Origin of the sequence: Spirosoma sp. 48-14 (genome assembly GCF_001898575.1) — a bacterium.
Lineage (GTDB): Bacteria > Bacteroidota > Bacteroidia > Cytophagales > Spirosomataceae > Spirosoma.
Map to the genome: position 1 here is coordinate 41,122 of NZ_MKUD01000086.1, position 25,570 is coordinate 66,691.

Below are 25,570 nucleotides of genomic sequence, written 5' to 3' on the forward strand. Positions count from 1 at the left end.
ATCAGTTTTGTTTTTCATAGACCAGTACTCTCGGCTGATCGCCACCATGATAAAGCCGAAGCTGATGGTCGGTTGTCAGTTCATAACGGGCTACTGCCTTCAGGTTTTTAAGATAGCTCTGCTCAAATTGCATGGCTACGGGCGTTCCGGCTTTATAAGTGCTGTTGAGCTGATCGGCCATCATCATACCATCTATGGCGGCAAATAAATTCAGCGTGTAGGCATTAACGCCAGCTTTTCCACTAGCTTTAAACGATGTGACATCCTGCGGTGGATGCGCCGTGTCTAAAGCAAAAACCAATGTCACATCATAAGTTGAGTCAGGTTCTACGAGTTTCCAGGTCCCAATTAGCCCCGCTATTTTGGGGGCTAGTTCTGATTCTGACCGTTTGCATTGCACCGTAGAGATTAATAGTAGTAAGCAGCTAATTGACAGATAAATAACGCTGAGCAAATGTTTCATTCAATTTAGTTTTTCGAAGATCAGCCTATCCGATGTTGAACTGCCGGAATATAGCCGAAGCGTATTCGGGGAGGTCAGTTCGTAACGGGTAGCGGCTTTTAGCTTCGTGTAATAGCTTTGTTCGAACAGCATAGCATCGGGCGAACCCGCTACTTTTGTGGTAGTAATAGCACTAACGTCGATCGATCCTGTTGCTGAATTCACCAATAGAGCTGTCGTTATATACGTATTAACGGCGGCATCACCCGTAAATTTTAACGAATAAATGCCGGATACGGTACCTCCCGATGGCTGATCGATACCGACCGAAAGGGTAGTCTTAAATGACGACGCTGGGTTAATCAATCGCCAATCGCCTAGTAACTGCTGGGGATCGGTTATTGTTGAAGGGCTATCCTGAGCCTGTTCGCAGCCAAAGCATAGCATCATAGCCAGAATAGCTATAATCCCGGTTTTCATGAGTTCGTTTTGGTTGGATCTGCGATTTTACCAACGAATAAGATGGTTCCCGACGTTTTTTCGTGAATGACAAAAAGGAACGGGCGGTCGCATAGTACAGGTAGCGGGGCTGAGGTCACCGAAATACCTCCGGTTGTGACGGCTGCCGCTTCGGTGCCTTTTTCATCGACAGCCACGAATGTGTTCTGCTTCACAAAACTAAGGGTTAAGCCGCCCTTTGCGTTGATTTTTGTGAAATCAGCCGCATCCGTAAAGGCGGTAGACATACCCAGCGTTGACAGCGTTTTATTCAGCTTCACCTCATACTGCATCGTAAACTTCGGCAGACCAATGTCGATAGTACCCGGTGCCATCGCTTTCTGAAGCTGAGCCCATTCTTCACTATTCAGGCTATTGACAAGGGCATCGGCCGAGCTGTTTTCGGAAGGGAGTAGTACTGTCATAGCGAATTTATCGGAACCATAGGGTAACTCAAAGGCCGTGTAGTTGGATCGGGAAGCCCGGTTCAATTCGGTGTTGAGCCGCATCATACGCACATTGGTGGTGCCCCCTGTTGCCAGTTTAAAGGGTATATCGACCGTTTTGCTGGCATCGAATTGTTTTTTCCAGTCCCCTTTAAAATACAGTGCATTCATCAGAAACATGACATTGTCAGGCTGAATCTGGTCAAGCACTTTCGGGATTTTTCCATTCGTTTTCTGGCTGGCCCATCCGTTAATTTTACCCAATGTTGCCGGATCGTTGAAATCCTGCGCCGACACCTCTGCCTGAAATGACTGTTTCAGCAAATCCTGAAAAGAGTTTTCAACGGCAAACGTATTCCGATACCATACTGAATTGGCGAGTCCCAGCGTCACCTTTGAATCGACGCCCGGCAGGTTTTCCATTAAGTTTTGGTAGGTCTTGTTAGCGTCGGCCAGCGTTTGGGTATCCAGTTTCAGAGTTTTCTGTATTTCCTGAGCAGTTTGACCATTGGCGCCGTTTAGAATCATACCCAGGGCAATGTGTAAGCTCAGGGGCGAAATAAACACGTTTTTAGCCTGGCCTTCTTCAGCAACTACCTCTTTGGTCACATCGAACGCAAACTGAGTGGTCTGGCTGGCAAACGGAGCCGATACGCGCAACTCACTGGCCGTACTCGTATCTGGACTTAGATTTGAGTTCTTACAGCCTATGGTCGTAAGCAGAACTCCGATTGTTATGGTTGCTAACGTGGAGAAAAGAGTCGGTTTCATATCGTATTTGTTGTTTAGTTAGCTCAAGTGGGGAATTACTCATAGGGGAGCTGTTCACTTACATACGTTGAGGGCAGCCCGGTGAGTCCGTAATCTATCGACCAGGGCTTCAGAACCTGGAATCGTTTGTCCATATTGGAACGTAACCCGGTGTTTCTGTTCGCCAAGTTGTAATTCAACGTACTCGGCTCCGCCATCAGCGCAATCCGGGCAACCCAACACAGTAGGTTGTTTGAAAAATGCATCCAGATCAATAGTACCCAGCAGGTCATTTAAATCAGTCTGGCTAATCGTTGACTGACATGTTTTGGTCGTCAGGTTTGATTGAACGCCATTGGGGCGCTGGGTAAGTGTTAAATTCGTTCCACTCAATTCATAGTCGAACGCGCAGTAGCCGATACACATACCTGCCGAGGTGCCCGTACGGATAACCAGTCCATCAGCATCTGTCAGCTTTCTGGGGGATAGGCTACTCGTGCAATGGCCAAACAAGAGAATAAATCCAGCTACGAACAGAGTCTGTTTCATCGTCGGATTCGTTAAAAGTGGTAATCGACCCCAAAACTCATCCCGGCCGTATTGGGCTTACTTTGCACTTGCGATTCCGATTGCGTACCTAGTCCCAGAGAGGGCTGATACATCCCGGCTACCGAAGCTGACCACTGACGCGTAGGCCGATACCGGAATCGGGCTCCCATGGCGGCTGCCAGTGATACAGGCCGATAAATACCATCTTTTGCTGTAATTTCCAGTTGGCTGTCGACCGTATTTCGAATGAAAATATTGGTAATGATGCCGCCTAGTAAAGCCAGGCTTAACTTTTTCTTTGGCCGCAACTGATACCCAACCTGAACCGGCACCTGCATATACTGATAATCGTTGGTCAATACTTGCCGTATCTGACCGTTGTAGCTGTTCTGATAGGCTGAATTAGAAACATTCGCATAATTCGCCTGTGGAACTGCATAGGCTAAATCACCCCGGTGAATGCTATTCCGAAGCGCATCGACGTACAGATTGCTGGAAGCTGAGTTCTGAATAAATCCAGCCGACAAGGAAGCCGATGAAAATTGGGCTGGTGTTTCGAGGGTTGAGCGGCCAGCCAGGTAGCCAATTCCAGATTCGATCGACCAGCGTTCAGAGAGCTGAACACCAGCACCAGCCTGGTAGGCTACCGAGAAATTTGGGCTACTGCTCACATTTTGCTGACTCGTTGTCGACGCCTTTATCGCATCCAGGGAAGCCGAACCGACCGAAGCAACGGACGCCGACTTTATAGAGACCATCGGATTAAACGAACCTGGCATCACACTGGCCGAGGCCCAAGCATCGCGGGATCTTTGTTTCGATTGGGCGATTTCCGGTTTCAGTTCGGGCTCAGCTGGTCGGAACCAGACAATCCGATGAATCTGACCAAATCCGCGTAGGCGTAACGAACGACCGGAGAGAGGCTCAAAGGCGATGGTAACAGTCGGATTAGCCCCATCTGTTTGCGTAACAACCGCCTGAGAAGCCACAACTGAGTTTATTGATGCCTGTGCTGCGGCTGTCGTTACCGACATTCGGGGGGCTGTTCTTGCCTGGGCTAACTGGCCTGTTTTCATCAGCAACTCCGAACCGACTGAATTAGGCACTCGGGATTTCGATGCAAGTGTGGCTAGTGCGCTCGCTGGATACGGTTTGAAGGGAGACAATTGTTGACGTCCAGATTTAGCCAGTGTTTTAGTGCCAGATTCCGTAGTAGGCTTTGAAGCAGAAGCTACCGATTCTGGCAATTCAGTCGATGAGTTCGCTTGATCAGCCTGCTCAGTAGCCGTCGGCTCTTTGCTGGCTGGCGTATTTGCTGGCTTTTCTGCATGCTGTGCAATCACGTTAGGGGCATTCCGTTTGTAAGACAGATTAGCTGACGGTAACGTCTGAACAGCCCACCAGCCAAGCAGTAGCAACGCCACTGCAGCTGCAATGCGAGTACTCCAAACGAATGGTCGTGACGAAGCCAGGCCTGTTCCCCAGAGTGGGAGTATTTTGGTACTGTCAGGCTCATCTAACCGTCGCTCAATCGCATCCCATACCCGAGGGGGCGGTGTTTCAGCGGCTTCGTCGAATGCCTTTCGCCAAAAATTGTCCGGCATATTTTTTTCTAATTCGTCCATCTTTATTCTGTTCAGCGCGGTCGTCCTTCAGCAGGATGGCCATCGGATTGTAGTTTCTGTTGCAATAGGCTTCTGGCGCGGGCAAATTGTGATTTTGATGTTCCTTCGGCTATATCCAGCATCTCTGCAATTTCGGGATGGGTGTAGCCTTCAATGGCATATAAGTTAAATACGGTTCGGCAACCGGGCGGAAGCTCCTGAATCAGTTGCAGCAGGTACTGGTAATTTAGTGTTGGAAGACTTTCATCGGCCTGTGGCAGCACTGGAGCCAGTTCCTGCACGTCGGTAGTATGCTCCCAGGGTTTTTGTTTTCGTATATGTTTTAAAGCCGTATTAATGACAACCCGTTTCAGCCAGGCTTCCAGAGGGCACTCGAACCGAAAGGAGTCGATATGACGGTAAATCTTTACAAAGGCATCCTGTAATATGTCTTCGGCTTCGTCAGGATCTTTTACATAGCGTTTGCAAACGACAAACAGCTTTCCGGCAAACCGCTCATAAAGCAGTCGCTGCATACTCCGGTCCTGTCGTCGGCAGCCTTCGACTAGTGCGTAATCATCCTGCATAGCAATGTTGACACCTCTAAGACCGCATAGGGGTCGGAACGGTTGGAAGCGTACGTAAAAATTTCTTGTTTCTTGATTCCATTCAATTTTGTCTATAATTAGTACTCTGATCGTACCTTTGAGCTGTTTTTACCTAATCCTTTTTTATGAATCGTCGGGATGCCCTACGTTACACGGCTGGCCTGGGTCTGTCCATGCTTGCTTCTCCAGTTCTGACACGACCGATACCTTCCAAAGCTCGCTTCAAAATTGGTGCCTGCGACTGGTCTATTGGTCAGGCCGGTGATATAAATGCTTTTGCGGTAGCCAAACAAATTGGACTCGATGGCGTTCAGGTTAGCTTAAATACCTCGACCGATCATGTTCACCTGCGCCAACCCGATAAACAGCGGGCTTATAAAGCGGCTGCTCAGAAATCGGGCGTGGCTATTAGCGGGCTGGCCATCGGACTGTTGAACGAAATTCCCTACAAATCCGATCCTCGAACAGAGCAATGGGTACAGGACAGTGTCGATGTAGCCGATGCATTAGGCGTTAAAAACGTTTTGCTGGCTTTCTTTAACAATAACGACCTCCGAAATGATCCGAAAGGGATTCGGGTGGTTATTGAGCGGTTGAAAGCAGTAGCACCAAAGGCAGAAAAAGCAGGTGTCATTTTAGGCATCGAATCGTGGCTTTCGGCTCCCGAACTCATGGCAATCATCGAAGCCGTTGGGTCACCGGCTATCAAAGTTTATTATGATGTTTGCAACTCATCCGTTCGCGGTTACAATATTTTTGAAGAAATTCGTGATCTGGGAAAAAACCGAATCTGTGAGTTTCATCTGAAAGAAAACGACCACTTGCTAGGTCAGGGTATAGTTGACCTGGCAAAAGTTCGGCAGGAACTGGATGCGATTGGCTATAAAGGCTGGTTGCAAATCGAAGGGGCGGTTCCAAAAGGCCAGCCCATGCTTGAAAGTTATATCGAAAACAACAAGACAGTACGCTCGCTGTTTAGTTGATGAACCAAAAACATACATGAAAAAGCTGTTTTCGCTGAATCCATTTCCGGTTGTACTAACAACCGTTGGTTTTTTGACGCTGGCCGGTCAGAGCTTTCAGGTAACCAAATCCACGGACTATCTGCTGACTAAGACGTCAGGCCCTGCAATGGCTTCAGCGGTGATTGCCGATTCGAATACGCTCTACCTCCCTGATGATCTGGAAGCTACCTTATGGGCCGAATCGCCCATGTTCCATAACCCAACGAACATGGACATTGACGCTAAAGGGCGGGTATGGATTACAGAAGCAGTAAACTATCGGAAATTCAACAATAAACCCGAAGACCGGCTCAATCACCCCGATGGCGAACGGATTGTGATTCTGGAAGATAAAGATGGCGATGGCAAGGCCGACGATAGTAAAGTCTTTGTAACCGATCCAGAGCTGGTTTCGCCACTGGGTATCGCTGTAATTGGTAATAAAGTAATTGTATCGGCGGCCCCTAATCTGGTGGCCTACACCGATGAAGACGGCGACGATAAAGCGGATAAGAAGGAAGTGATGCTCATGGGTTTCGGCGGTATGGATCACGACCATTCGCTTCATGCCGTTGTGGCCGGGCCCGATGGAAAATACTACTTCAATACCGGCAATGCGGGCCCTCACGTTGTGTCGGATATTGATGGCTGGACCTTGCGTTCAGGTAGCATGTATACAGGCGGAACACCCCATAACAAACTGAATCACGGGAATCAGGTAAGCGACGATGGCCGGGTCTGGACGGGCGGATTGGCGTTACGCATCAACCCCGATGGTTCAAAGCTGAAGGTGATGGCGCATAACTTCCGCAATAATTACGAAACGGCCCTGGATTCGTACGGCAACATGTGGCAAAATGACAACGACGATGAGGTGGTTGCCTGCCGCACAAGTTGGCTAATGGAAGGAGGTAATGCCGGATTTTTTAGCGCCGACGGAACCCGGACCTGGAAAGCCGACCAGCGACCCGGTCAGCCGATTCCGGTGGCTCACTGGCATCAGCAGGATCCCGGTGTCATGCCCGTTGGCGACATCACAGGGGCAGGCTCACCAACGGGTATGGTCATGTATGAAGGTGATGAACTTGGTCCTCAATATCGGGGTATGCTGCTCAGCGCCGATGCAGGTCGGAACGTAATATTTGGGTACAGACCAGAGCCGCAGGGGGCAGGTTACAGAATGACGCGGACTGATTTGATCAGTTCTATGCCCGAAGTCGATGCCAATTATAAATGGAATGCAGCCACTACAGATACGCGTAAGTGGTTTCGCCCTAGCGATATAGCCGTTGGACCCGATGGGGCGCTTTACATTGCCGATTGGTACGACCCAATTGTGGGTGGGCATCAGATGAAAGACCCAAAAGGATATGGTCGCATCTACCGGATCACGCCCAAAGGCAAAAAGCTAAGAACGCCTAAGCTGGATCTTACTACTACGCAGGGTCAGATTGCCGCTCTGCTCAGTCCAGCCGTGAATGTCAGAATGCTGGGTTTTGAAGCCTTGCGGACACAGGGTGAAAAAGTGATTGAACCCGTTGAGGCGTTGTTGTCTTCATCGAATCAGTTTCATCGGGCGAGAGCTATTTTCCTGCTGGCGCAACTAGGGGCGGAGGGGCAGTTTGAAGTCGAACGTCTCCTGAAAGCCGTTGATGCCCCTGTTCGGCTGGTAGCCTTGCGGGCACTACGTAGCATCACACCCGAAAACTCAAAATCGATTCCGGCGCTGACGGCTTCTCAACGGGCCTTGCTTCCGCTGCTGGGCAACTTATCGACCGACCGAAGTCCCGCTGTTCGTCGGGAGGTAGCCATTGCCTTACGCGATGTGCCCTACGACGAATGTAAGTTTATGCTGCTTAACCTGGTAAAAGGCTACGACGGACAGGATCGCTGGTATCTGGATGCGCTCGGAAAAGCGGCCGACGGAAAAGAAGAAGCCTTGTTTTTCAATATTCGGCAGACTCTGCCCCAAAATCCTGCCGATTGGGATCAACGAGCTGCCAATCTGGTTTGGGAATTACATCCGCCATCGGCCGTACCGTTGTTGAAGAAGCGGGCAGAAAGTACAAACCTAACGGCCGAAGCGCGTGAACAGGCCATCACTGCTCTGGGCTTTATCAAAACGGAACCGGCTGCCAAAGCGATGGTCGATCTGGCCAAATCGGCAGATAAAGATGTGGCTGCACAGGCTACGTATTGGCTGGACTTCCGAAAAGGGAACGATTGGGCTAAACTGCTGAACTGGGACGAAGTGATACCTGAAAAACCACAGGTATCGGTCGAGGAACAGAAGATGCTGGATAAACGCCAACTGTTGCTGGATGAAAGCCTGTCGGATACCGAAAAACGGAAACTAGTCATTTCGATGTCAAGAGACCCGGAAGGGGCTAAAGTGTTGATCGGGCTAGCGGCTGATAAAAAACTATCGGACGATCTGATTAAAGCGGCTGGCCCCGGTATTCGGACCAATCGAGATCAGACGGTGCGAACCATGGGCCGCGAATTCTTCCCGTTGAAACCAACCTTGCATCCTGCACCATCGGCAGCTACGTCGGATGAGTCTGTACAAACGGCTGAGGTTGCGCAGAACAAACCCGCAGATGCTGCTGAACCCGTCAAAACAGCGCCCGTCTCTACAGTTCCTTTGCAAGCCCAATCTACAGACCAGACTACGACTGTCGAATCACCATCGTCTGTATCGACTAATGTAGATGCGGATTCGCCCGTGGCTAAAGTGGCTATGCTAAGTGGTGACGCTAAAAAAGGTCAAACCGTATTTCGGACTAACTGCGCAACCTGCCACAAACACGGCCAGTTGGGAACGGATGTTGGCCCCGAACTCACTCAGATTCACCAGAAATTTGACAGAAACAGCCTGCTGGATGCCATTATGAATCCGAGTGCGGGTATTGCCTTCGGGTATGAGCCTTGGCTGATTACCACCAAAAAAGGCCAAACGTATTATGGGTTTTTAGTGAGCGATGGTGATCAGTCGGTCGTGATCAAGGGGATTAAAGGGTATAAACATACGATTCCAACCGATCAGATTTTTTCGCGTCGGCAATACAAAACCAGCCTGATGCCCGACCCCAAAGCCTTGGGGCTTAGCGATCAGCAACTAGCCGATTTGACAGCCTTTTTGTTGAAGCAGTAAAACCTCAACCTACTTCACTTCATAACCTAGCTTTTTCAGTTGCGAAGAAGTGAGGTTGAGGACGTTGACATCCAGTTTGATAGGAGAGAGGGGCGTATCGGTCGAGTCAGTCTTAACGGCTACGATGGCATCCACAACGTCCATCCCCTTAAAGACCTGGCCAAACACTGTGAACTTATCGTCGAGACGGTGTTCACCTTTTTTGTTTTGCACAATGTAGAACTGACAACCAGCCGAGAGTTTTTCAGGGTTGTTGTCACGTCCGGCCCCGACGGCCCCATAAATATGCCGGATGGCCGGTCTGAACTCAGGTTTCAGCAGGTAGGGTGAATCGGCAAAGCCAGCGGGCGTATCGGGACAACCACCCTGCGCTACAAAATTGTTGATAACCCGGTTGAACGTAAGCGTATCCCAGTAGTTCTGATTTGCCAACTTGATGAAACTTGCTTTATGGTTTGGCGTCTCATCATATAACCAGAAAAGAATCTCGCCCATATTCGTTTTGATCTGACCAATTGGGTAGGTTTTCTCCTTAATGGGAGGGTTGGAAAATGAGATGAGATAAGTCAGCAGGAGTAAAATAGGCGGCATACGTTACGAAATAAAATTAGTGAGTTTGCTCCGTAAAAAAGACACTTAAGCTTAAATGGAGTTCTTTTAACAACTGCGTTCGGCGAAGTTCATATTGCTTTAACGATAACGCCAGTAAGGAGTCGGAGGGGTGTTTAGCCAGCATTTGTCGATGATTTGCCAATAACCGATTTAACTCGCTAAGCTCTGCAACCAATGTATCAGGGTGACGAGGGTCTTGCATATCAGATTGAATTTATCAACTCAATAAAACCACGCGGATTATCCTGCCTATCATTCATAAAGAACGTTTGCCAATAGGCCATCGACGGTACAGTAATCAACTCATAGCGTTCGTCAGTTATAGGGTAAACCGCAATCAAATGTCCATCGACCCGATACGAATCGCGCGAACCACCAATTAACAGATAAGGTAGTATTGATTCAACGTTATGGTCCAATTCTTCGTCAAACTCAATCAAATTTACACAATCTACGTCATCAGGATTCAGTTTTGTGCTAATAAAACTACCGCCTACTCACTGTTGTGGCAACAGCTTTAGAACCTCGAATAAGGCCGCATGGTAGGCTGTAAAGGATCTAAACAGTATTTTTCGGGTCAATGATTCCGTAAAAGGAATGACAAACCATGTTTCAATAGCTGGTAATGATAGCGGTATACGACTATAGGGGAATAAATTTCCATTTTGATCAAATGTAACCATAGACGAATATAATGAATGGTTGTAGACTTGTATTAAACCATTTCCTGCAAACCTGAATCATAGTACCAGACGTTGTGGAAAAGCAGAATAGCTTTCATCTATCCCAACAACCTACATTCATCGGAAACCATGCACGCATACCTATCAGTTTTTTATATTCTTATTGCCATGGCCGCCACAGCGCAAAATCGCCCGCCCGACTACGCCCGCGACTGGAAACGGGCCGATTCGCTGGCGAGCAAGGGATTGCCTAAATCGGCTCTGGATATTGCCAACCGTATTTATAAAGAAGCTAAAGCGCAGAAGAACTACCAGCAGGTAGTGAAAGCATCGATAGCACGAACCGTTTTTCGGAGCTTTTCGGATGAAGATGCTTACAAAGAGATCATACACGCGCTTGAGAGCGATATTGCCGATGTTCCAGAACCGGGTAAGTCGGTTCTGCAATCGGTTCGGGGAGGCCTTTACTGGCAGTATTTCCAGCAAAATCGCTATAAATTCTACAATCGGACAACCATCAATATAGGGAATACGTCGTCAACTTCGTCGGGTGCGAAAGATGATTTTACCTCCTGGGATGCCCGGCAACTGGTCGATGTAATCACGAAGGCGTACCTGGCGTCGGTACAACCTCGCGAACTCTTACAGAAAACCTCCATTACAGCCTACGAAGCCCTGCTGGAAAAAGGGGATGCTGATGCCCGACCGCTTCGCCCTACGTTGTATGATCTGCTGGCGCACCGTGCCCTTGAGTTTTTTCAGAACACAGAGCCGGATTTATTAAAACCCGTTTTTCGCTTTGAACTGGATCAACCTTCTTTTCTAGCTGGACCAGAGGTATTTACAAAGTTTACCATCCAAAGTCGGGACTCATTGTCTGGGCGTTATCAGGCCGTACACCTTTATCAGCAACTGCTTGCGTTTCACCTGGCCGATGCCAATCCGAATGCGCTGGCCGATGCCGATGTTCTGCGGCTGGCCTTCGTACATCGCTATAGTGTTGTGCCTGAGCGAGATTCGCTTTATCGACAAACGCTCGAAAAGCAGATGGCCCGGTATAAAAACAGCCCTGCCGAAGCGGTATATGCCTACCAGCTCGCAGAATTTCTGGCGAATCATGGGGTGGTGAATCCGTTGTATGAGGGTGGTGAGTCGGGCGATAAACCGGCGCAACCCAATAAATGGAATGCCAAACAGGCTGCCGATATCTGCCGGGATATTCGTAAGCGTTTTCCACAAACACGAGCTGCTAAACAGGCCGATCAATTACTGAGTCGGTTGATCACCCCCAACTATTCGGTACAGGTAGAGCAGGTAAATGCGCCGAATCAGCCGTTTCGGGCGCTCGTCAATTATCAGAATGTCAATAAGCTATTGTATCGGATTATCCGGTTGTCGGTATCGGAGTTGCAGAATTATCGGGATCTGTATCGAAACGACGATCAACTGAAAAAACTCTATACGGCCTGGCAGAAACGGCCCGTTGTCGCCGAACATATGATTAGCCTTCCCGACGATGGCGACCTAAACAGCCATGCCATCGAAATGCCAATTATGGGCTTGCCGACGGGGCATTATATGTTGCTGGTAACCAATGATAGTAAGTTTCAGGATAAAATAGAATCAGTTCAGTATGCCGCTTTCTCGGTCTCAACGCTTGGGTATATCGCCCAGCCTGTTAATGAGGGAAAACGGCTTCAGAAGGTATTTGTCACCAATCGACTGACCGGGCAGCCACTAGCTGATGTACGGGTAAATGTTGTCGGAGAGAATTCGCCAGCCCCTATTCCAGGGCGTAATCCGTCAAAAACGAATGCTAATGGTTGGGTAGAAATGGTGCCGGGCGCCCAATCCCAGCAGAATAACTTTTATTACCTGATTGCATCGGGAAACGACACACTGTTATCGGAGCGACAATATTATTATCAGTATTCGTATGAACGAAACGAGCCGAAAGCTCAAACCTACACGCAGCTCTTTACCGACCGGGCCATCTACCGACCGGGCCAGCCTATTTATGTGAAAGGGCTCTTGTATGAAGGAAAGAATAATCAGTTTGATGTTGTTTCTGGTACCGACATTGCCGTAGAGTTTCGTGATCAGAATGGGGAGCGGATTGCCATGCAAACGCTGCGTACCAATGAGTTCGGTACGTTTAGCGCCAGCTTTACCGCGCCTGTTGGCCGATTGACGGGTATGATGACGATACAGACATTAACCGGATCAGCCACTATTCGGGTGGAAGAGTACAAGCGCCCAACCTTCGAGGTGAAAATCAAGCCCATTACGCAGTCGTTCAAACTGGGCCAGACGGTAACTCTCTCGGCTGAAACCAAAACCTTTTCGGGGGCTGTCGTCGATGGGGCCGCAATACGCTATCGGGTGGTGCGTAAACTTCGACCCCGCTGGGAGTGGTGGTACATTGCCCGGAACATGAATCAAACCGAAATAGCGAATGGGTCGGCTCAAACCGATAATAAGGGTAACGTCACGATTACATTTCCGGCTACACCCGACCGGGAGCAAGCTCGGTCCACCAACCCCATTTTTGATTTCGACGTAACCATTGATGTAACCGATCAGGCTGGCGAAACGCGAACGGCTACTGAAACGCTTCATATCGGTTACTCGGCCTTACGGGCTGAACTACGGATTCCGGCGCAGGTAGAGATCGAAAACGCGTCCCCATTTCCGCTACGGGTAACCAATCAGTCGGATCAGTTGGTTTCGGCAAAAGGCCAGCTTACGATTTATCGATTGCAACCACCTTCGCGCCTGTTGCGGAATCGGTTATGGAATCGCCCCGACCGGCAATTGCTGACCAAGGCTGAATTTGAAAAACTCTTCCCGAACGATCTGTTTGCCAATGAGGCTGATCCACGTACCTGGCAAAAAGGCGAAGTCGTTCAGCAGCAATCAATCACCGCTCCGGCCGATTCGCTCATTAAACCTGCCCTAAATCGGTATACGCCCGGTGAATACGTTGCTGAACTAAAACTGACCGATTCGACTGGAGAAATCAGTCAGGAGCAAGTCTTTTTTGCGGTTGTAAACGACAAACAGCCCGTAGCCTCAGCCCGCATTGACGATTGGGTACAGGTTCGGAAAGCGACGGCTGAACCCGGTGGCGAAGCGGTTTTCTGGGTCGGGAATAGTCAGCCGGGCTGGGTTTTATTAACGGTAGAAGAAAACCATCAGATTGTCCGTGAGGAATGGATCAAAACCGATGGGCGCCCCCGGCGTATTAGTTTACCCGTTACTGACCAGCAGCGTGGCGGTTTTGCCGTTCATTTCGCCATGATTCAGACCGGCAGGCTTTACCAGAAAACGCAGCTCATCACTGTTCCGTTTACTAATAAAAAACTTACCATCGAAACCCAGACGTTCCGAAACAAACTCAAGCCGGGCGAACGAGAAGAATGGACCTTGACGGTAGGCGGGCTGGATAAGCTACCTGCCGAAGTAGTCGCTACCTTGTATGATGCTTCATTAGACGCATTTGATCCACTAAACTGGCCAACGGTTCTCTATCAGGTATATAGCCCTATCTTTTCGGACTGGCAGTCGGGTGGTTTTGGGGTTCAGCCTAGTCGGAACCTAATCTATCGGTATCACCCTGACGTAGCCGTTCCGACACTGCGCTATGATCAGTTGCTGTGGATGGCCCAGAATAATCTGGTACGTATACGAGGGTATGCGCCCGGAAAGCCCATGATGGCGATGGCTAAGCGAGCTAATGCTATGGATCAGGATGCTTCAGGAGGAAAGTTAGAGGAATTAAACGTCGCTGTGGCGGCTGAACCAGGGCCAAATTACAAGGCCGATGCACCAGCTAAACAACCCGAACTTATTAACCCGCGCCGGAACTTCAACGAAACAGCTTTCTTTTTTCCGCAACTTAAAACGGATGAGCAGGGGCGAGTTGTCTTGAAATTTACGATGCCCGAAGCCCTTACGCGCTGGCGATTACTGGCCTTTGCTCATACCAAAGACCTGAAAACGGGAACGCTGGAACGGGAAATCGTTACGCAGAAAGAATTGATGATTACGGCCAATGCCCCCCGTTTCCTGCGCGAAGGTGATACCATTCAGGTGCGGGCGCGGCTAACCAATTTGTCTGATCGGCCCTTATCCGACGTTAAGGCTAACCTGCTGCTGACCAACGCACTGACGGGCGAGCCATTACCTGTACCCCAACGAATTGCTGGCGAACAAGTGGCTATGATAGCACCTGGCCTGAGTACATCGGTGGGCTGGACGATAATCGTACCAAAGGGCCTGGAAGCCGTTACCTGCCGGTTAACGGCGCAGTCGGGTACGTTTACCGATGGTGAAGAATTTACCGTTCCGGTATTACCGAACCGTATGCTCGTGACCGATTCGCAGCCGTTCTGGGTTAATGGCAAGGATACCAAAGCGTTCAAACTGAAGCCTCTGACAAATCTCAACCCGGAGCTACCCGTACAGCATGAGCGGCTGACGGTGGAGGTTACGAGCAATCCGAGCTGGTATGCGCTGCAATCGCTACCCTATCTGATGGAGTATCGGTACGAGTGTGCGGAACAGCTTTTCAGTCGATTGTATGCCAATAGTCTGGCCGCGCATATTGTGGGGAGCAAGCCGGTTTTTCGGCAGGTAATTGCTGAATGGCAAAAGTCTGCTCCAAAAAGCCCACTGGAAACAAACGAGGAATTGAAAGCCGTTGCGCTGGAGAACTCGCCCTGGCTGGCCAGTGCCCGGTCGGAGACTGAACGTCAGGCAAAGCTGGGCCAGTTGCTGGATGCGAACCGGATGGAAAGCGAGCAACGCCTGGCGTTTGATAAATTACAGCAACTGCAAACGGATAACGGCGGCCTTCGATGGTTTGGTGGTATGGAGCCGAATCTGTCAATCACCTTACATATTCTGGGGGGCTTTGGGCATTTGCAGAAACTGGGTGTCAAATTTCCCGATGACATGCAGGCCAAACTGGTCGATATGCAGGCACGCGCCATTCAATATGTAGATACTGAACTGAAAAAATGGGTCGACGAACAGCAAAAAGCTGACTCGAAGAAGGGCGCTAAAGTAGCAGGAAACGGATATTTCCTGGCTACTCAATACCTATACACTCGGAGTTTTTACCCCAATAAACCTGTTGATAAAGCGGTACTAGCCTATTTAAAACGGCAGATTGCGGAGCAGTGGCAGACGCAAAGTTTGCAGGGGCAGGCTCTTTCGGCGATGGCACTCTCCCGCTATGGCGATACCAAAACTGCGAATGGGATTCTGGCTTCGCTACGGGAGCGGACCCGGAAAAGTGAGGAGTTGGGAATGTACTGGCCCGACAATACCAGCGGTCTCTATTGGTATCAGACCCCGATTGAAACCCAAGCCTATCTGATCGAAGCATTTGGCGAAATCAATCCAAAACAGGTTGAAATCGACGACATGAAGCGCTGGCTGTTGCGGCAGAAGCAAACCCAATCCTGGGAGTCGACCAAGGCAACCACCGAAGCAATTTATGCGCTCCTGCTGCGGGGAAGCGATTGGCTCGGAACGGGTGTAAGCACACAGGTAAGTCTGGGTGGTCAGCCCATTGAAAGTCGGGTTACCAAAGCCGATGCCATAACAGGCTACGAAAAAGTAACCTATGCGGCCTCGGAGATCAAACCGGAAAAGGGTGTCATCCAGGTGACGAAAACGACCGATGGACCTGCCTGGGGGGCTTTGTACTGGCAGCACTTCGAACCTCTCGACCGGGTGATGCCGGGTAGTGCCGGATTGTCGGTACAAAAAACACTGTATGTCCAACGGGATTCGCCTACGGGCCCGCAAATTTCGACCGTAACCGAAAAAACGGCGCTCAAACCCGGTGATCTGATCAAGGTGCGGCTAGTCCTGAAAACCGACCGGGCTATGGAGTACGTTCATCTGAAAGACAGCCGGGCGTCGGGGTTTGAGCCGGTAGCTGCGTTGTCGGGGTATAAATACCAGAATGGCCTGGGTTATTACGAATCCCCCCGCGATGCCAGCACTGATTTCTTCATGAGCTACCTGCCCGTAGGTACGCATGTGTTCGAATATGATCTGCGTGTTGCCCAACTAGGCGATTTTTCAGCGGGTGTGGCCACCGTTCAGTGTTTCTATGCGCCCGAATTTTCGGCCCACTCGGCTGGCGAACGGGTACGGGTAAACTGAGTCAGAGAAATCAATATAAGAAAGAGGTCGGTTTATAGCTTACTATTGGCCGACCTCTTTCTTGCTTCAAACAACCGCCGTTGCTTCCAGTTCAATGACAAAACCGTAGTGTAAAGGATTAACCGGGACAACCGACCGGGCAGGGCGATGATTGCCAAAAAAATCCGCATATAGCGCATTGACCGTAGCCCACGCATTCATATCCGAAATAAACACACTAACCTTCAAAACCTGATCGCGACGGCTTCCGGCTGCCTGTAAAATAGCGTCCAGATTGGCCAGAACTTGTTTTATTTGCTCGGCCACAGTGGCATCGGTCAACTTCTGGCCATCGGGTGCGATCGGTAAAATGCCCGATATAAACACCAGATCATTGTGGACAACCGCTTGCGAATAGTGGCCACCCGGTACAGGTGCGTTCGGCGTCTGGATAAACGTCATTTCAGTTTCGGTTTATGCGTTATCGATGCGCTGAAGTTAAAACATATTTCTTCAGATAAGGGAATCTACATTCCTATTCGCCCTTTAAAACGTCAACCGGATTACTTTTTGCGGCCTTCATCGTCTGCGATCCGATCATCAGAAAGGCAATCAGCAGTACGGCCAGCAAGCCAATAAACAGTTCGGAAACCTGTACGGGTGTGTGATACGGAAAACGGGTCAGCACCATCTTCTCGAAGAAAAGATAGGTTACGGGGAGTGCGATGAGGGCCGATACGGATAGCATAACCAGAAAACCACGGCTCAGCAAGTAGATAAGGCTACCGGAGCTTGCCCCCATCACTTTACGGATGCTGATCTCCTTTAGGCGGGTTTCGGTTGTGTAGGCTACCATACCGAACAGGCCCATCGAGGCAATCGAAATGGCCAGGAAGGAAAGAAATCCAATGATCTTGATCATAGCCGAAAATTCGCTGTAGGCATCTTCTATTTCCTGGCTGTAGAATTTAGCCTGTAAGGGATGAATCCGGTCGATCTTCTTCCAGGCCGATGCGATTTTGGCTCGGGTGGCCAGGAGGTCAGTAGGCTGAATTTTGGCGTTGATAATGGCTCTGTCGTCGGGTGTCCAGGCCATAAAAGCGACCGGCTCGATGAGGTTATCGACCTTGCCATAGTGAAAGTCTTTCATAACCCCAATGATGGTCATCCGGCGAGTGCTGTGAAAACTGCTAAAAATGACCTCTTTTCCAATGGCCTTTTCGGGATTATTGTTCCCAATGTTGAATCGTTTCAGGACTTGCTGGTTAACGATTACCTCTGTAGCGGCCTCAGTTGTGGTGGGGTGTGCGTTGAAATTTCCTCCCGCAATGAGTTTATAATTGTGCAGTGCCAGGTAGTTTTCATCGACGTGGTTTGTCAGGACCAGAGCTGAATCGCGCGAATCGGTATATTTCATGTAGCCCCCCCAGGCATTCCCAACGCTGGTGATGATCAGCGACCGGGATAAGGCCGTTACTTCTGGCATCTCACGCAGTTCTTTTAAGAAAGCGTCGGGTTTATTGCCCTGCATATTGATGTTCAGGATGTTTTCGGTATTGAATCCCAGGTCGAAGGCCAGTATGTTTTTGTATTGTACGTAGCCAATGGCGGTTGCCGTAATAAAGATGAGCGTGAGTGTGTATTGAATCACCACCAGGGCGCGACGGAGGGTGGCATATTTGAATACCTTAACGGTCGATACATTTCTGAGCGCGCTAATTGCGCTGACTTTCGAGAAGAAAAGGGCAGGCATGAGGCCAGCAATACCCCCTACCGCAACCGAAAAGATGATAAATGTAATGACCATAGTCGGTGTAAGGGAGAGCTTCACCGTTCGCTGCATCTCCGGGGCCAGGCTAATCAGTTGTGGCCGTAAGATCAGAAAAAGGATAAACGAAAGCAGGAGAGAGGCCATTGAAATCATAATTGCTTCTACCAGAAACTGTTGCCAGACCTGGCTCTTTCCGGCACCGATTGCTTTTCGAAGACCCACTTCCTTAAAACGGCGCATGGCGCGGGCCATCGACAGATTGGTATAGTTGAAACAGGCCGACAGAATCACCACCAGTGCCAGCCCTCCAAGAATCCAGAGTACGGTTGGGGGCATATGCGGGCCTACGTAGCCACTCCCTTCCGAGCGACGAAGGTTTTCGCCAACTACAATTTTATACAAGGGCAGAAGCTCGAATTGAACCTTCGTATTGGCTTCGGTACGGGTTTCTTCCCTGGCAATGGCGTCCAGCTCCGACTGGATTGATGCCCTTTCAGTTTGCTCCGGCAGCAGTATATACACGAAGTTCGAAGGCGTATTGGCCCATTTGTCGAAGTTGCTTCGGTTCAGTTGCTCAGCCGTTGATAGCGATACCAGCGCTTCGAAGTGGATATGTGAGAAGAAGGAGACGTCTTTCATAATCCCCGTTACCTGATAATCGAGTGTGTCGAACCGGACTACCCTGCCGAGCGCATCGTCGTTGCCAAATAGCTTTTGGGCTGTCGTTTCTGTCAGAACAATCGAGTAGGGGTCTTTCAGCGCTGTTTCTGGATTCCCTTCCAGCATCGGAAAGGTAAAGATGGTAAATACGGATGGATCGGCCCAGAACCCCTTTATCGGGAGGATCTTATCGCCAACTTTTGCATCCTGCGAAAAGTCGTTGCGAAGGATTGTCACCTTTGCCCCTGCCACTTTCTGCCGGATAAGCTTACCCGTTTTTAGCGATGTGGTGGCAAACTTGCCTCGGTCGCCATTGGTCGTCAGAACGTTGGTGATACGGTAGATTCTGTCCCCATACTGATGGAATTTATCGTATGAATACAGATCAAGTACGAACGCAATCAGTAATAAGCCAACGGACATACTGATAGCCAGGCCAACCATATTGATGGCTGAGAAAAGCTTGTTACGCAATACGTTGCGTCGTGCTGTTTTGATGTAGCTCCCGATCATGATCCAGTTTAGTAAAAAGGCTCCCGCAAAACTATCGGACTAGTCCGGGCCTAATGAAAAAATGGGATGAAGTGGGCTAAAAATGGGATGAATCCGGGCGTGCGAAACGTATTATTCGCCATGCATCATCACTTCGGCGGCCACTCGTTCTCCAGAGCGAATAGCGCCGTCGATATAGCCATTCCAGATATCGGAGGTTTCGGTACCAGCCCAGTGAATGCGCCCAACAGGCTGACGTAACGCTGGCCCCAGGGTGGTCCATATTCCCGGTCCCATCAGGCCCGCATAGCACCCACGCGACCACTCTTCATTCATAAAACTATGGTCGAGATACCGAACGGGACTGAGCGCCTGTGTCCCAAAAAAAGTAGCAAAGGAATGAAGAGCCGATAGTTTTCGGTCACTGTCAGATAATGTTGTGAATGCTTTGGCCTGATTGCCAAGAACAAATCCCATCAATACACCGTACGACCCATCGTTGGGCGAATTGTCGAACGTGACGGTTACGTGACCATCGGGTGTAGCTGCTAAGCCATTCAAGCCCTGTTCACGCCAGAAAGGCTTTTCGTAGATCGCGTAGCATTTCCATACCGACCCCATTGGCATTCGCTGAATCAACTGGGCGCGTTGGGCGGGAAGAATTGGCTGGAAATCAATACGACTCTGGAGCGCTGGCGGCACCGTAATAATAACTCGTTTGGCTTTATAAGTTTCTTTTGACGTTACTACGCTGATATGATTTCCGTCCTGAATAACGGCTTTAACGGGTGAATCGAAAACAAGTTGATGGGTGTACGTAGCCGCCAGTCGCTCGGCAATCGTCTGTGCGCCACCTACGAACCGTTCTTCCTGTGCTCCGTTTTTGATGTTCATCAGCGTGTCCAGATCTCGGCATGACTTTGTGTAAAACAGCGCATGAAGAAGTGAGATTTCGGCGGGGTCGGCGGCCCAGATGGCTTCGGCCGCTACTTTGAAAAACTGCCGGGCTACGTCGAAACGCATTTGCCCGTTCATCCAGCTTGCCAGTGTCATCGAGTCAAGATAGGAGGCATTGGGTGTTGCCCAGGGCTCGGCTAGATGAACGGCTTTCGAGAGTTTGTTCAGTTTCTTGATGGCTGCGTCCAGGCTCAGCAGCGCACCGATGGGCAGCGGAGGAATTAACCCTTTGTATCGTTTGACTTGCCCTCGAAAATACTGCGTGCTTTTGCCTTCGTCGTAGGTCTTGTAGGTTTCAACGCCGAATTCGCGAGCCAGTGCATACAGTCGGTCCTGCGTTGGTCCTACCCAGGCACCGCCAAGATCAACATAGGTGCCATCGTCGAACCGCTGCGTCCAGACCCGGCCTCCAACGCGGTCACGGGCTTCAATCAATAATACCGTTTTGCCTGCTTTAAGGAGTTCGTGCATGGCGGTCAGTCCGGCATAACCCGCCCCGATAACAACGACATCGTATAACGTAGTTGGCTCAGTCATGGTGGTTTAGGAATTCATGACGTAACCTACAGAAAAACAACGACCCTGAAAAATGACGAATGCCATAACCTCAGGCTATGGCATTCGATAAAGCGCTGAACAGGATTGTTTTATATGATTGCGTCCAGTAAAGACGTCACAATCGACACGACAAAGCTGAACAGCAGTGCGGCAATGAATCCGGTTACGTGAAAACTTGGAATCAGGTACGCAGTCAGATAAACCATGAGCACGTTCAAAACCAGCAGGAAAAGCCCCAGCGTAATAATTGTGATGGGAATAGTCAGTACGGTCAGAATGGGCTTAATAAAGGCGTTCAGAAAACCGAGAACGATGGCTACCATCAAGTAGGTACCGGCTCCGCCCGAAACATGAATGCCCGGAATAAATATACTAGCGATGTAAACGGCTACTGCGCTAATCAGGATGCGAATAATCAATCCCATAAAGCTGTTTGTGTTTGGTGAGAAAATAGGACAACGACCTTGTTGATGGTTGCTAATATCGAACAACAAACTGCAAATCAGAAATTATTGTTTTGAATGTCGCCCCTGCAACACCGTCACAATGTCGTCGAGCTGAATATTTTTCTGCTCCAGCAGCACCAGAAAATGGAATAAGAGATCAGCTGCTTCGCCTTTGAACAAGTGGTCGTTGTTATCTTTCGCTTCAATAACCAGTTCTACAGCCTCTTCGCCAACTTTCTGAGCAATCTTGTTAACTCCCTTGTTAAAAAGGCTGGCTGTATACGACTGGTCGGAAGGATTAACTTTCCGGTCGTGGATCACCTGCTGCAAATAGTTCAGAAACTGCCCTTTGCCGTGATTTACTTCCTGAAAACAGGTATCGGCACCTGTATGGCAAACAGGCCCGGCCGGACTGGCTTTGACCAGCAGAGTATCGCCGTCACAGTCGACCAGGATTTCCCGTACGTGCAGAAAGTTATTGGATGTTTCGCCCTTCGTCCAGAGCCGCTGTTTACTACGACTGAAAAACGTAACTATATTTTCGGCAACGGTTTTGTCGTAGGCTTCCTGGTTCATGTAGCCCAGCATCAGCACTTTACCCGTTTCGGCATCCTGAATAACGGCAGGAACCAGACCGTCGGGCGATTTATCAAAATTGATAGTCATTACCTGTTAAGAATAGTTTGCTACCTCAAGTAAAAGAGTCTCTTTAACGATTTGCCATGAAGTCTTATCTAGTAGTAAAACAGGGTCTTCAGTTAATTCAGCATCATCAAAGTAGGTCATACTTTTCAGCATCATAAATAGGTTGTTCGTTTGGTACTTTTCTTTATACCATTCGCAAAGTTGTGCAAAACTATGGTGACGCAGTAAAAAGAAGATATCGTAAAAGTCTTTTTTTGCTCCCCGGTTAGTGATAGCCGCTAGCTTCATGGCCGAAATGTCAGCCTGAGAAGCCATTCGGATGCCTTCAAGAACGATTGGTGGTGCTAATAGGGGATACCGATACGTTACAAAATCGATTTTGATAGCGTTTAATTGACCACGAAGTCCAATTTTATTTTCACTGTTTGTAATCCATGACCCTATGTCTGTTAGTTCTGCCTTAATAAGTTCTTTATCAAAGACATCGATTGTGAAAAAGTCGAGATCTATTGACAAGCGATGGCCAAACTGCAAAGCTAGGGCAGTACCTCCAACTAAATTGAACGTTGAAAACGTATCGTTGGCAAGAATAGATTTTAAAATACCCAGGGTGCTGGATTCGAGGACTTCAGCATGTAGCATCGAAACTGCTCTTTAGGGGTATGAAAATAATTGCTGCAAAACGATAGCGTTGTATTATCCAGCCAACGTGCCTGAAGGACCGTATTTTTTATTTTTTCCAGCCCATAATATCGTTTGATTTCCAGCCAGTCGCTAAAAGTGCCTCGTTCTAAAACCCGCTCAATAACAAAGCGATATTTTTCCTGCCATTCGATGGACCCATAGTCAACGTCCCAGAATAATTGATGAGATAGATTTGGACTTGTCATAGATACGTAAATAAGCTACGCCCGAATCGTGTGCACAAACTCAAGAATGCTCTCGGCCGATGTGCCTTTCTCTTCCAGATGACGAATGAACGCACTGCCAACAATAGCCCCGTTCGCATACTCGCAAGCTGTGTCGAACGTATCATGGTTATTGATACCAAAACCAATCAGGCGCGGATTTCGAAGATTCATGGCCTGAATACGCTCGAAGTACGCACGCATGGAATCGCTGATACCCTTGGTTGATCCAGTAATACTAGCTGACGACACCATATAAATAAACCCGTCCGATTCTTCGTCGATGTGCCGAATGCGGCTTTCGGTGGTTTGTGGTGTAATCAGGTTTACGTTCAGAATTCCGTATTCCCGGAAAGTCGGTGCGTAATCGGCCAGGTATAAATCCAGGGGTAGATCGGGCAAAATAACTCCATCGACGCCTACTTCCTGGCATTTTTTACAGAACGCTTCGACACCGTATTGTAGAACCGGATTGATATAGCCCATCAGCAGAATCGGTACGGTGACTGGATCGCCAGATTGTTCCTGACGGCAACCTTCCAACTGGTCGAACAGCGCTTTTAGCGACATACCATTGTCCAGCGCTTTGCCATTGCTTTGCTGAATGGTTTCGCCATCGGCAACTGGGTCGGAGTAGGGCATACCAATCTCAACCAGATCGACACCAGCCGCCTGCAAACCGCGCAGAATGGTCATGGTATCGTTAAGTTGCGGGAACCCGGCTGTAAAATAGACGTTTAGTAATCGCTCACTTTTCTGAGAAAATAAGTCGGTAATGCGGTTTTGGGTTAAGGTCATAAACGTATGTACGGGCTTTAGCCCGTAATGGGTTTTTGCACGGGCTGAAGCCCATACATACATATTACAGATGCTTTGCGTACGTACTTAAATCTTTATCGCCCCGGCCTGACAGACAGACGACAACAACATCGTCGGGCTTGAGATTCATTTTTTCGAGAGCTGCCAGGGCGTGTGCTGATTCCAGTGCGGGAATAATGCCTTCCAGCTTGCTAAGCTGAAAACCTGCCTGAAGGGCTTCGTCGTCGGTAATGGCGTAGAAATCGCCCCGGCCTGAATCGAACAGATGGGCATGAAGTGGACCAATGCCCGGATAATCGAGCCCTGCCGAAATGGAATAGGGTTCAATAACCTGACCATCTTCGGTCTGCATCAGAATCGTACGGCTGCCGTGTAATACGCCCGGTTTACCAAGGGCCGTTGTGGCTGCTGAATGGCCCGATGATACGCCCTGACCTGCCGCTTCGGCCGCTACCAGACGAACGGTTGGCTCGTTGAGGTAATGGAAAAAGGCACCGGCTGCATTGCTGCCTCCGCCTACACAGGCCACTACGTAATCTGGATTCTGACGGCCCGTTTTCGCAAACAATTGTTTCTTTACTTCTTCGGAGATAACCGACTGGAAACGGGCAACCATATCGGGGTAGGGGTGCGGGCCAACTACCGAACCGATGATGTAATGCGTATCGACAGGATTATTGATCCAGTGACGCATGGCTTCGTTGGTCGCATCTTTCAGGGTTTGGCTACCCGATGTGGCTGGAACAACGGTAGCCCCCAGCATCCGCATCCGGTCAACGTTGGGTTTCTGGCGCTCCATGTCGATACTGCCCATGTAAACAATGCATTCGAGACCCATCAGGGCACAAACGGTAGCCGTAGCTACACCATGCTGACCTGCTCCGGTTTCGGCCACAATTCGTTTTTTACCCAGTCGTTGAGCTACCAGAATCTGGCCAATCGTGTTGTTTACCTTATGCGCACCCGTATGACACAGGTCTTCGCGTTTAAGGTAAACCGTTGCGCCTACTTTTTCGGATAGTCGCTTGGCCAGGAATAAAGGGGTTGGCCGACCAACGTAATCTTCGAGCAATTGCCAGAATTCGGCCTGGAACGCTGGATCGTTAATGATCTTGAGGTAGTTCTGGCGTAGTTCTTCAACGTTCGGATAGAGCATTTCCGGGATAAACGCTCCGCCAAAGTGGCCATAAAATCCTTTATCGGATACCTCGAAAGAGGTTTGGGGTTCGAGAGTGGTTTGCATGGTAGCTTCAAAGTTTAAACAAGCCCATGGACTTGCTATAAATAATAGCTATGGTCTCAATGGTGAGGAATAAAAGTAGGCTTGTGATTGTAACAAAATAGCGGCTCCAGTTAAGCCTTAATCCATGATTTGAGAGATAAATCCAGGTGTCGCCAATGAAGTTACGTAGAATGATTGTGCTACAGGTTAGCCCCAAATAGGAGAGTGCTAGCCATAGAATCGCCATAAACATAAAGCAGGCCAACAATCGTTTTATTAGAACCATACTTTTTTGTGTACTGAAGCTATCTAAATGTTTACAAATGGGGCCAGAATAAGAAAGTTTAAACAACTGCACTATCTATCTACTTCTTTCAATACTTCGTCCATTCGCTTGTTTTCTTCGTCGGTAAATTCAGGGAATTCTAGTAGGAAAGGTTCCTTAACCGATGTTTCTTCAAGAAATCGCTGAACACCCCAACGTTTTATATCGCTAGGTTTATAAATGTTTAATTGCCCCTTTTTCATAGAGGGAATCTCATCTTCTATCTGTTTCGTCGTTTCCATTAGCTTGTCTGTTTAT

At 49.1% G+C, this 25,570-nt stretch carries 22 protein-coding genes; 3 read left to right on the plus strand and 19 right to left on the minus strand.

Features of this window, described 5'->3' with window-relative positions; all coding sequences use genetic code 11:
- Position 1: 1 nt before the first annotated feature.
- From BGO59_RS33910 to BGO59_RS33935, 6 genes are read right to left on the minus strand one after another with little or no spacing between them, the layout of a single operon-like run.
- Positions 2 to 463, minus strand: coding sequence for an META domain-containing protein (locus BGO59_RS33910; protein WP_293691742.1), 462 nt, complete (start codon positions 461 to 463; stop codon positions 2 to 4).
- A complete protein-coding gene (locus BGO59_RS33915) occupies positions 464 to 922 on the minus strand; it encodes an META domain-containing protein (protein WP_293691744.1) in 459 nt (152 codons plus the stop codon).
- Positions 919 to 2,157 carry a serpin family protein gene (locus BGO59_RS33920; RefSeq protein ID WP_293691746.1) on the minus strand — a complete coding sequence of 413 codons (1,239 nt, stop codon included), beginning with the start codon at positions 2,155 to 2,157 and terminating at the stop codon, positions 919 to 921. Before BGO59_RS33920 ends, BGO59_RS33915 begins: the two co-directional genes overlap by 4 nt.
- A 54-nt stretch (positions 2,158 to 2,211) precedes the next feature.
- Positions 2,212 to 2,685 carry a hypothetical protein gene (locus BGO59_RS33925; protein ID WP_293691748.1) on the minus strand — a complete coding sequence of 158 codons (474 nt, stop codon included), beginning with the start codon at positions 2,683 to 2,685 and terminating at the stop codon, positions 2,212 to 2,214.
- Positions 2,686 to 2,696: 11 nt separating this feature from the next.
- Positions 2,697 to 4,289 carry a hypothetical protein gene (locus tag BGO59_RS33930; protein WP_293691750.1) on the minus strand — a complete coding sequence of 531 codons (1,593 nt, stop codon included), beginning with the start codon at positions 4,287 to 4,289 and terminating at the stop codon, positions 2,697 to 2,699.
- 32 nt (positions 4,290 to 4,321) lie between these two features.
- Positions 4,322 to 4,876 (minus strand): RNA polymerase sigma factor, encoded by a 555-nt coding sequence (locus BGO59_RS33935; RefSeq protein ID WP_020596744.1) that lies wholly within the window; start codon positions 4,874 to 4,876, stop codon positions 4,322 to 4,324.
- Between the two features lie 146 nt (positions 4,877 to 5,022).
- Between BGO59_RS33935 and BGO59_RS33940 the strand changes: the two genes are divergently transcribed.
- Both BGO59_RS33940 and BGO59_RS33945 read left to right on the plus strand, forming a co-directional pair.
- Positions 5,023 to 5,880, plus strand: coding sequence for a sugar phosphate isomerase/epimerase (locus tag BGO59_RS33940; protein ID WP_293691752.1), 858 nt, complete (start codon positions 5,023 to 5,025; stop codon positions 5,878 to 5,880).
- 16 nt (positions 5,881 to 5,896) lie between these two features.
- The gene (locus tag BGO59_RS33945; protein WP_293691753.1) at positions 5,897 to 9,055 is read left to right on the plus strand and encodes a PVC-type heme-binding CxxCH protein; all 3,159 of its coding nucleotides are present in this window, start codon (positions 5,897 to 5,899) and stop codon (positions 9,053 to 9,055) included.
- A 9-nt stretch (positions 9,056 to 9,064) separates the two neighbouring features.
- Here BGO59_RS33945 and BGO59_RS33950 read toward each other — a convergent pair whose 3' ends face one another.
- From BGO59_RS33950 to BGO59_RS33960, 3 genes are read right to left on the minus strand one after another with little or no spacing between them, the layout of a single operon-like run.
- Entirely contained in the window at positions 9,065 to 9,646 is a 582-nt protein-coding gene (locus BGO59_RS33950; protein WP_293691755.1) for a peptidylprolyl isomerase, read from the minus strand.
- 16 nt (positions 9,647 to 9,662) lie between these two features.
- Positions 9,663 to 9,869 (minus strand): hypothetical protein, encoded by a 207-nt coding sequence (locus tag BGO59_RS33955; RefSeq protein ID WP_293691757.1) that lies wholly within the window; start codon positions 9,867 to 9,869, stop codon positions 9,663 to 9,665.
- Position 9,870: 1 nt separating this feature from the next.
- Positions 9,871 to 10,086: a hypothetical protein gene (locus BGO59_RS33960; RefSeq protein ID WP_293691759.1), complete on the minus strand. Its 216-nt coding sequence runs from the start codon at positions 10,084 to 10,086 to the stop codon at positions 9,871 to 9,873.
- A gap of 393 nt (positions 10,087 to 10,479) precedes the next feature.
- Here BGO59_RS33960 and BGO59_RS33965 point away from each other — a divergent pair, with 393 nt between their 5' ends.
- Positions 10,480 to 16,530, plus strand: coding sequence for an alpha-2-macroglobulin family protein (locus BGO59_RS33965; RefSeq protein WP_293691761.1), 6,051 nt, complete (start codon positions 10,480 to 10,482; stop codon positions 16,528 to 16,530).
- A 66-nt stretch (positions 16,531 to 16,596) separates the two neighbouring features.
- Here BGO59_RS33965 and BGO59_RS33970 read toward each other — a convergent pair whose 3' ends face one another.
- From BGO59_RS33970 to BGO59_RS34015, 10 genes are all read right to left on the minus strand, one after another.
- The gene (locus BGO59_RS33970; RefSeq protein WP_293691763.1) at positions 16,597 to 16,971 is read right to left on the minus strand and encodes a RidA family protein; all 375 of its coding nucleotides are present in this window, start codon (positions 16,969 to 16,971) and stop codon (positions 16,597 to 16,599) included.
- A 73-nt stretch (positions 16,972 to 17,044) separates the two neighbouring features.
- Positions 17,045 to 19,453, minus strand: a complete 2,409-nt coding sequence (locus tag BGO59_RS33975) for an ABC transporter permease (RefSeq protein ID WP_293691765.1) — start codon at positions 19,451 to 19,453, stop codon at positions 17,045 to 17,047.
- Between the two features lie 111 nt (positions 19,454 to 19,564).
- A complete protein-coding gene (locus BGO59_RS33980) occupies positions 19,565 to 20,926 on the minus strand; it encodes a flavin monoamine oxidase family protein (RefSeq protein ID WP_293691767.1) in 1,362 nt (453 codons plus the stop codon).
- Positions 20,927 to 21,036: 110 nt separating this feature from the next.
- A complete protein-coding gene (locus tag BGO59_RS33985; protein WP_293691769.1) occupies positions 21,037 to 21,372 on the minus strand; it encodes a phage holin family protein in 336 nt (111 codons plus the stop codon).
- 84 nt (positions 21,373 to 21,456) lie between these two features.
- The gene (hisIE, locus tag BGO59_RS33990) at positions 21,457 to 22,059 is read right to left on the minus strand and encodes a bifunctional phosphoribosyl-AMP cyclohydrolase/phosphoribosyl-ATP diphosphatase HisIE (RefSeq protein WP_293691770.1); all 603 of its coding nucleotides are present in this window, start codon (positions 22,057 to 22,059) and stop codon (positions 21,457 to 21,459) included.
- Positions 22,060 to 22,065: 6 nt separating this feature from the next.
- A complete protein-coding gene (locus BGO59_RS33995; RefSeq protein ID WP_293691772.1) occupies positions 22,066 to 22,680 on the minus strand; it encodes a nucleotidyl transferase AbiEii/AbiGii toxin family protein in 615 nt (204 codons plus the stop codon).
- Positions 22,635 to 22,928, minus strand: a complete 294-nt coding sequence (locus BGO59_RS34000; protein ID WP_293691774.1) for a hypothetical protein — start codon at positions 22,926 to 22,928, stop codon at positions 22,635 to 22,637. The genes BGO59_RS33995 and BGO59_RS34000 overlap by 46 nt, the downstream gene beginning before the upstream one ends.
- A gap of 15 nt (positions 22,929 to 22,943) precedes the next feature.
- Positions 22,944 to 23,744 (minus strand): tryptophan synthase subunit alpha, encoded by an 801-nt coding sequence (gene trpA / locus BGO59_RS34005; protein WP_293691776.1) that lies wholly within the window; start codon positions 23,742 to 23,744, stop codon positions 22,944 to 22,946.
- Positions 23,745 to 23,808: 64 nt separating this feature from the next.
- The gene (gene trpB / locus BGO59_RS34010; RefSeq protein WP_293691777.1) at positions 23,809 to 25,008 is read right to left on the minus strand and encodes a tryptophan synthase subunit beta; all 1,200 of its coding nucleotides are present in this window, start codon (positions 25,006 to 25,008) and stop codon (positions 23,809 to 23,811) included.
- A gap of 336 nt (positions 25,009 to 25,344) precedes the next feature.
- A complete protein-coding gene (locus tag BGO59_RS34015) occupies positions 25,345 to 25,554 on the minus strand; it encodes a hypothetical protein (RefSeq protein WP_293691778.1) in 210 nt (69 codons plus the stop codon).
- Positions 25,555 to 25,570: the final 16 nt, after the last annotated feature.

Excerpts from the sequence above, each read along its gene's own strand:
- BGO59_RS33910 (WP_293691742.1), bottom strand. The coding sequence starts at position 463 with ATGAAACATTTGCTCAGCGTTATTTATCTGTCAATTAGCTGCTTACTA.
- BGO59_RS33965 (WP_293691761.1), top strand. The coding sequence starts at position 10,480 with ATGCACGCATACCTATCAGTTTTTTATATTCTTATTGCCATGGCCGCC.
- BGO59_RS33945 (WP_293691753.1), top strand. The coding sequence starts at position 5,897 with ATGAAAAAGCTGTTTTCGCTGAATCCATTTCCGGTTGTACTAACAACC.
- BGO59_RS33925 (WP_293691748.1), bottom strand. The coding sequence starts at position 2,685 with ATGAAACAGACTCTGTTCGTAGCTGGATTTATTCTCTTGTTTGGCCAT.
- BGO59_RS33935 (WP_020596744.1), bottom strand. The coding sequence starts at position 4,876 with ATGCAGGATGATTACGCACTAGTCGAAGGCTGCCGACGACAGGACCGG.
- BGO59_RS34015 (WP_293691778.1), bottom strand. The coding sequence starts at position 25,554 with ATGGAAACGACGAAACAGATAGAAGATGAGATTCCCTCTATGAAAAAG.
- BGO59_RS33955 (WP_293691757.1), bottom strand. The coding sequence starts at position 9,869 with ATGCAAGACCCTCGTCACCCTGATACATTGGTTGCAGAGCTTAGCGAG.
- trpA (WP_293691776.1), bottom strand. The coding sequence starts at position 23,744 with ATGACCTTAACCCAAAACCGCATTACCGACTTATTTTCTCAGAAAAGT.
- trpB (WP_293691777.1), bottom strand. The coding sequence starts at position 25,008 with ATGCAAACCACTCTCGAACCCCAAACCTCTTTCGAGGTATCCGATAAA.
- BGO59_RS33970 (WP_293691763.1), bottom strand. The coding sequence starts at position 16,971 with ATGACGTTTATCCAGACGCCGAACGCACCTGTACCGGGTGGCCACTAT.
- BGO59_RS33940 (WP_293691752.1), top strand. The coding sequence starts at position 5,023 with ATGAATCGTCGGGATGCCCTACGTTACACGGCTGGCCTGGGTCTGTCC.
- BGO59_RS33985 (WP_293691769.1), bottom strand. The coding sequence starts at position 21,372 with ATGGGATTGATTATTCGCATCCTGATTAGCGCAGTAGCCGTTTACATC.
- BGO59_RS33915 (WP_293691744.1), bottom strand. The coding sequence starts at position 922 with ATGAAAACCGGGATTATAGCTATTCTGGCTATGATGCTATGCTTTGGC.
- hisIE (WP_293691770.1), bottom strand. The coding sequence starts at position 22,059 with ATGACTATCAATTTTGATAAATCGCCCGACGGTCTGGTTCCTGCCGTT.
- BGO59_RS33930 (WP_293691750.1), bottom strand. The coding sequence starts at position 4,289 with ATGCCGGACAATTTTTGGCGAAAGGCATTCGACGAAGCCGCTGAAACA.
- BGO59_RS33950 (WP_293691755.1), bottom strand. The coding sequence starts at position 9,646 with ATGCCGCCTATTTTACTCCTGCTGACTTATCTCATCTCATTTTCCAAC.
- BGO59_RS33995 (WP_293691772.1), bottom strand. The coding sequence starts at position 22,680 with ATGCTACATGCTGAAGTCCTCGAATCCAGCACCCTGGGTATTTTAAAA.
- BGO59_RS34000 (WP_293691774.1), bottom strand. The coding sequence starts at position 22,928 with ATGACAAGTCCAAATCTATCTCATCAATTATTCTGGGACGTTGACTAT.
- BGO59_RS33975 (WP_293691765.1), bottom strand. The coding sequence starts at position 19,453 with ATGATCGGGAGCTACATCAAAACAGCACGACGCAACGTATTGCGTAAC.
- BGO59_RS33980 (WP_293691767.1), bottom strand. The coding sequence starts at position 20,926 with ATGACTGAGCCAACTACGTTATACGATGTCGTTGTTATCGGGGCGGGT.
- BGO59_RS33920 (WP_293691746.1), bottom strand. The coding sequence starts at position 2,157 with ATGAAACCGACTCTTTTCTCCACGTTAGCAACCATAACAATCGGAGTT.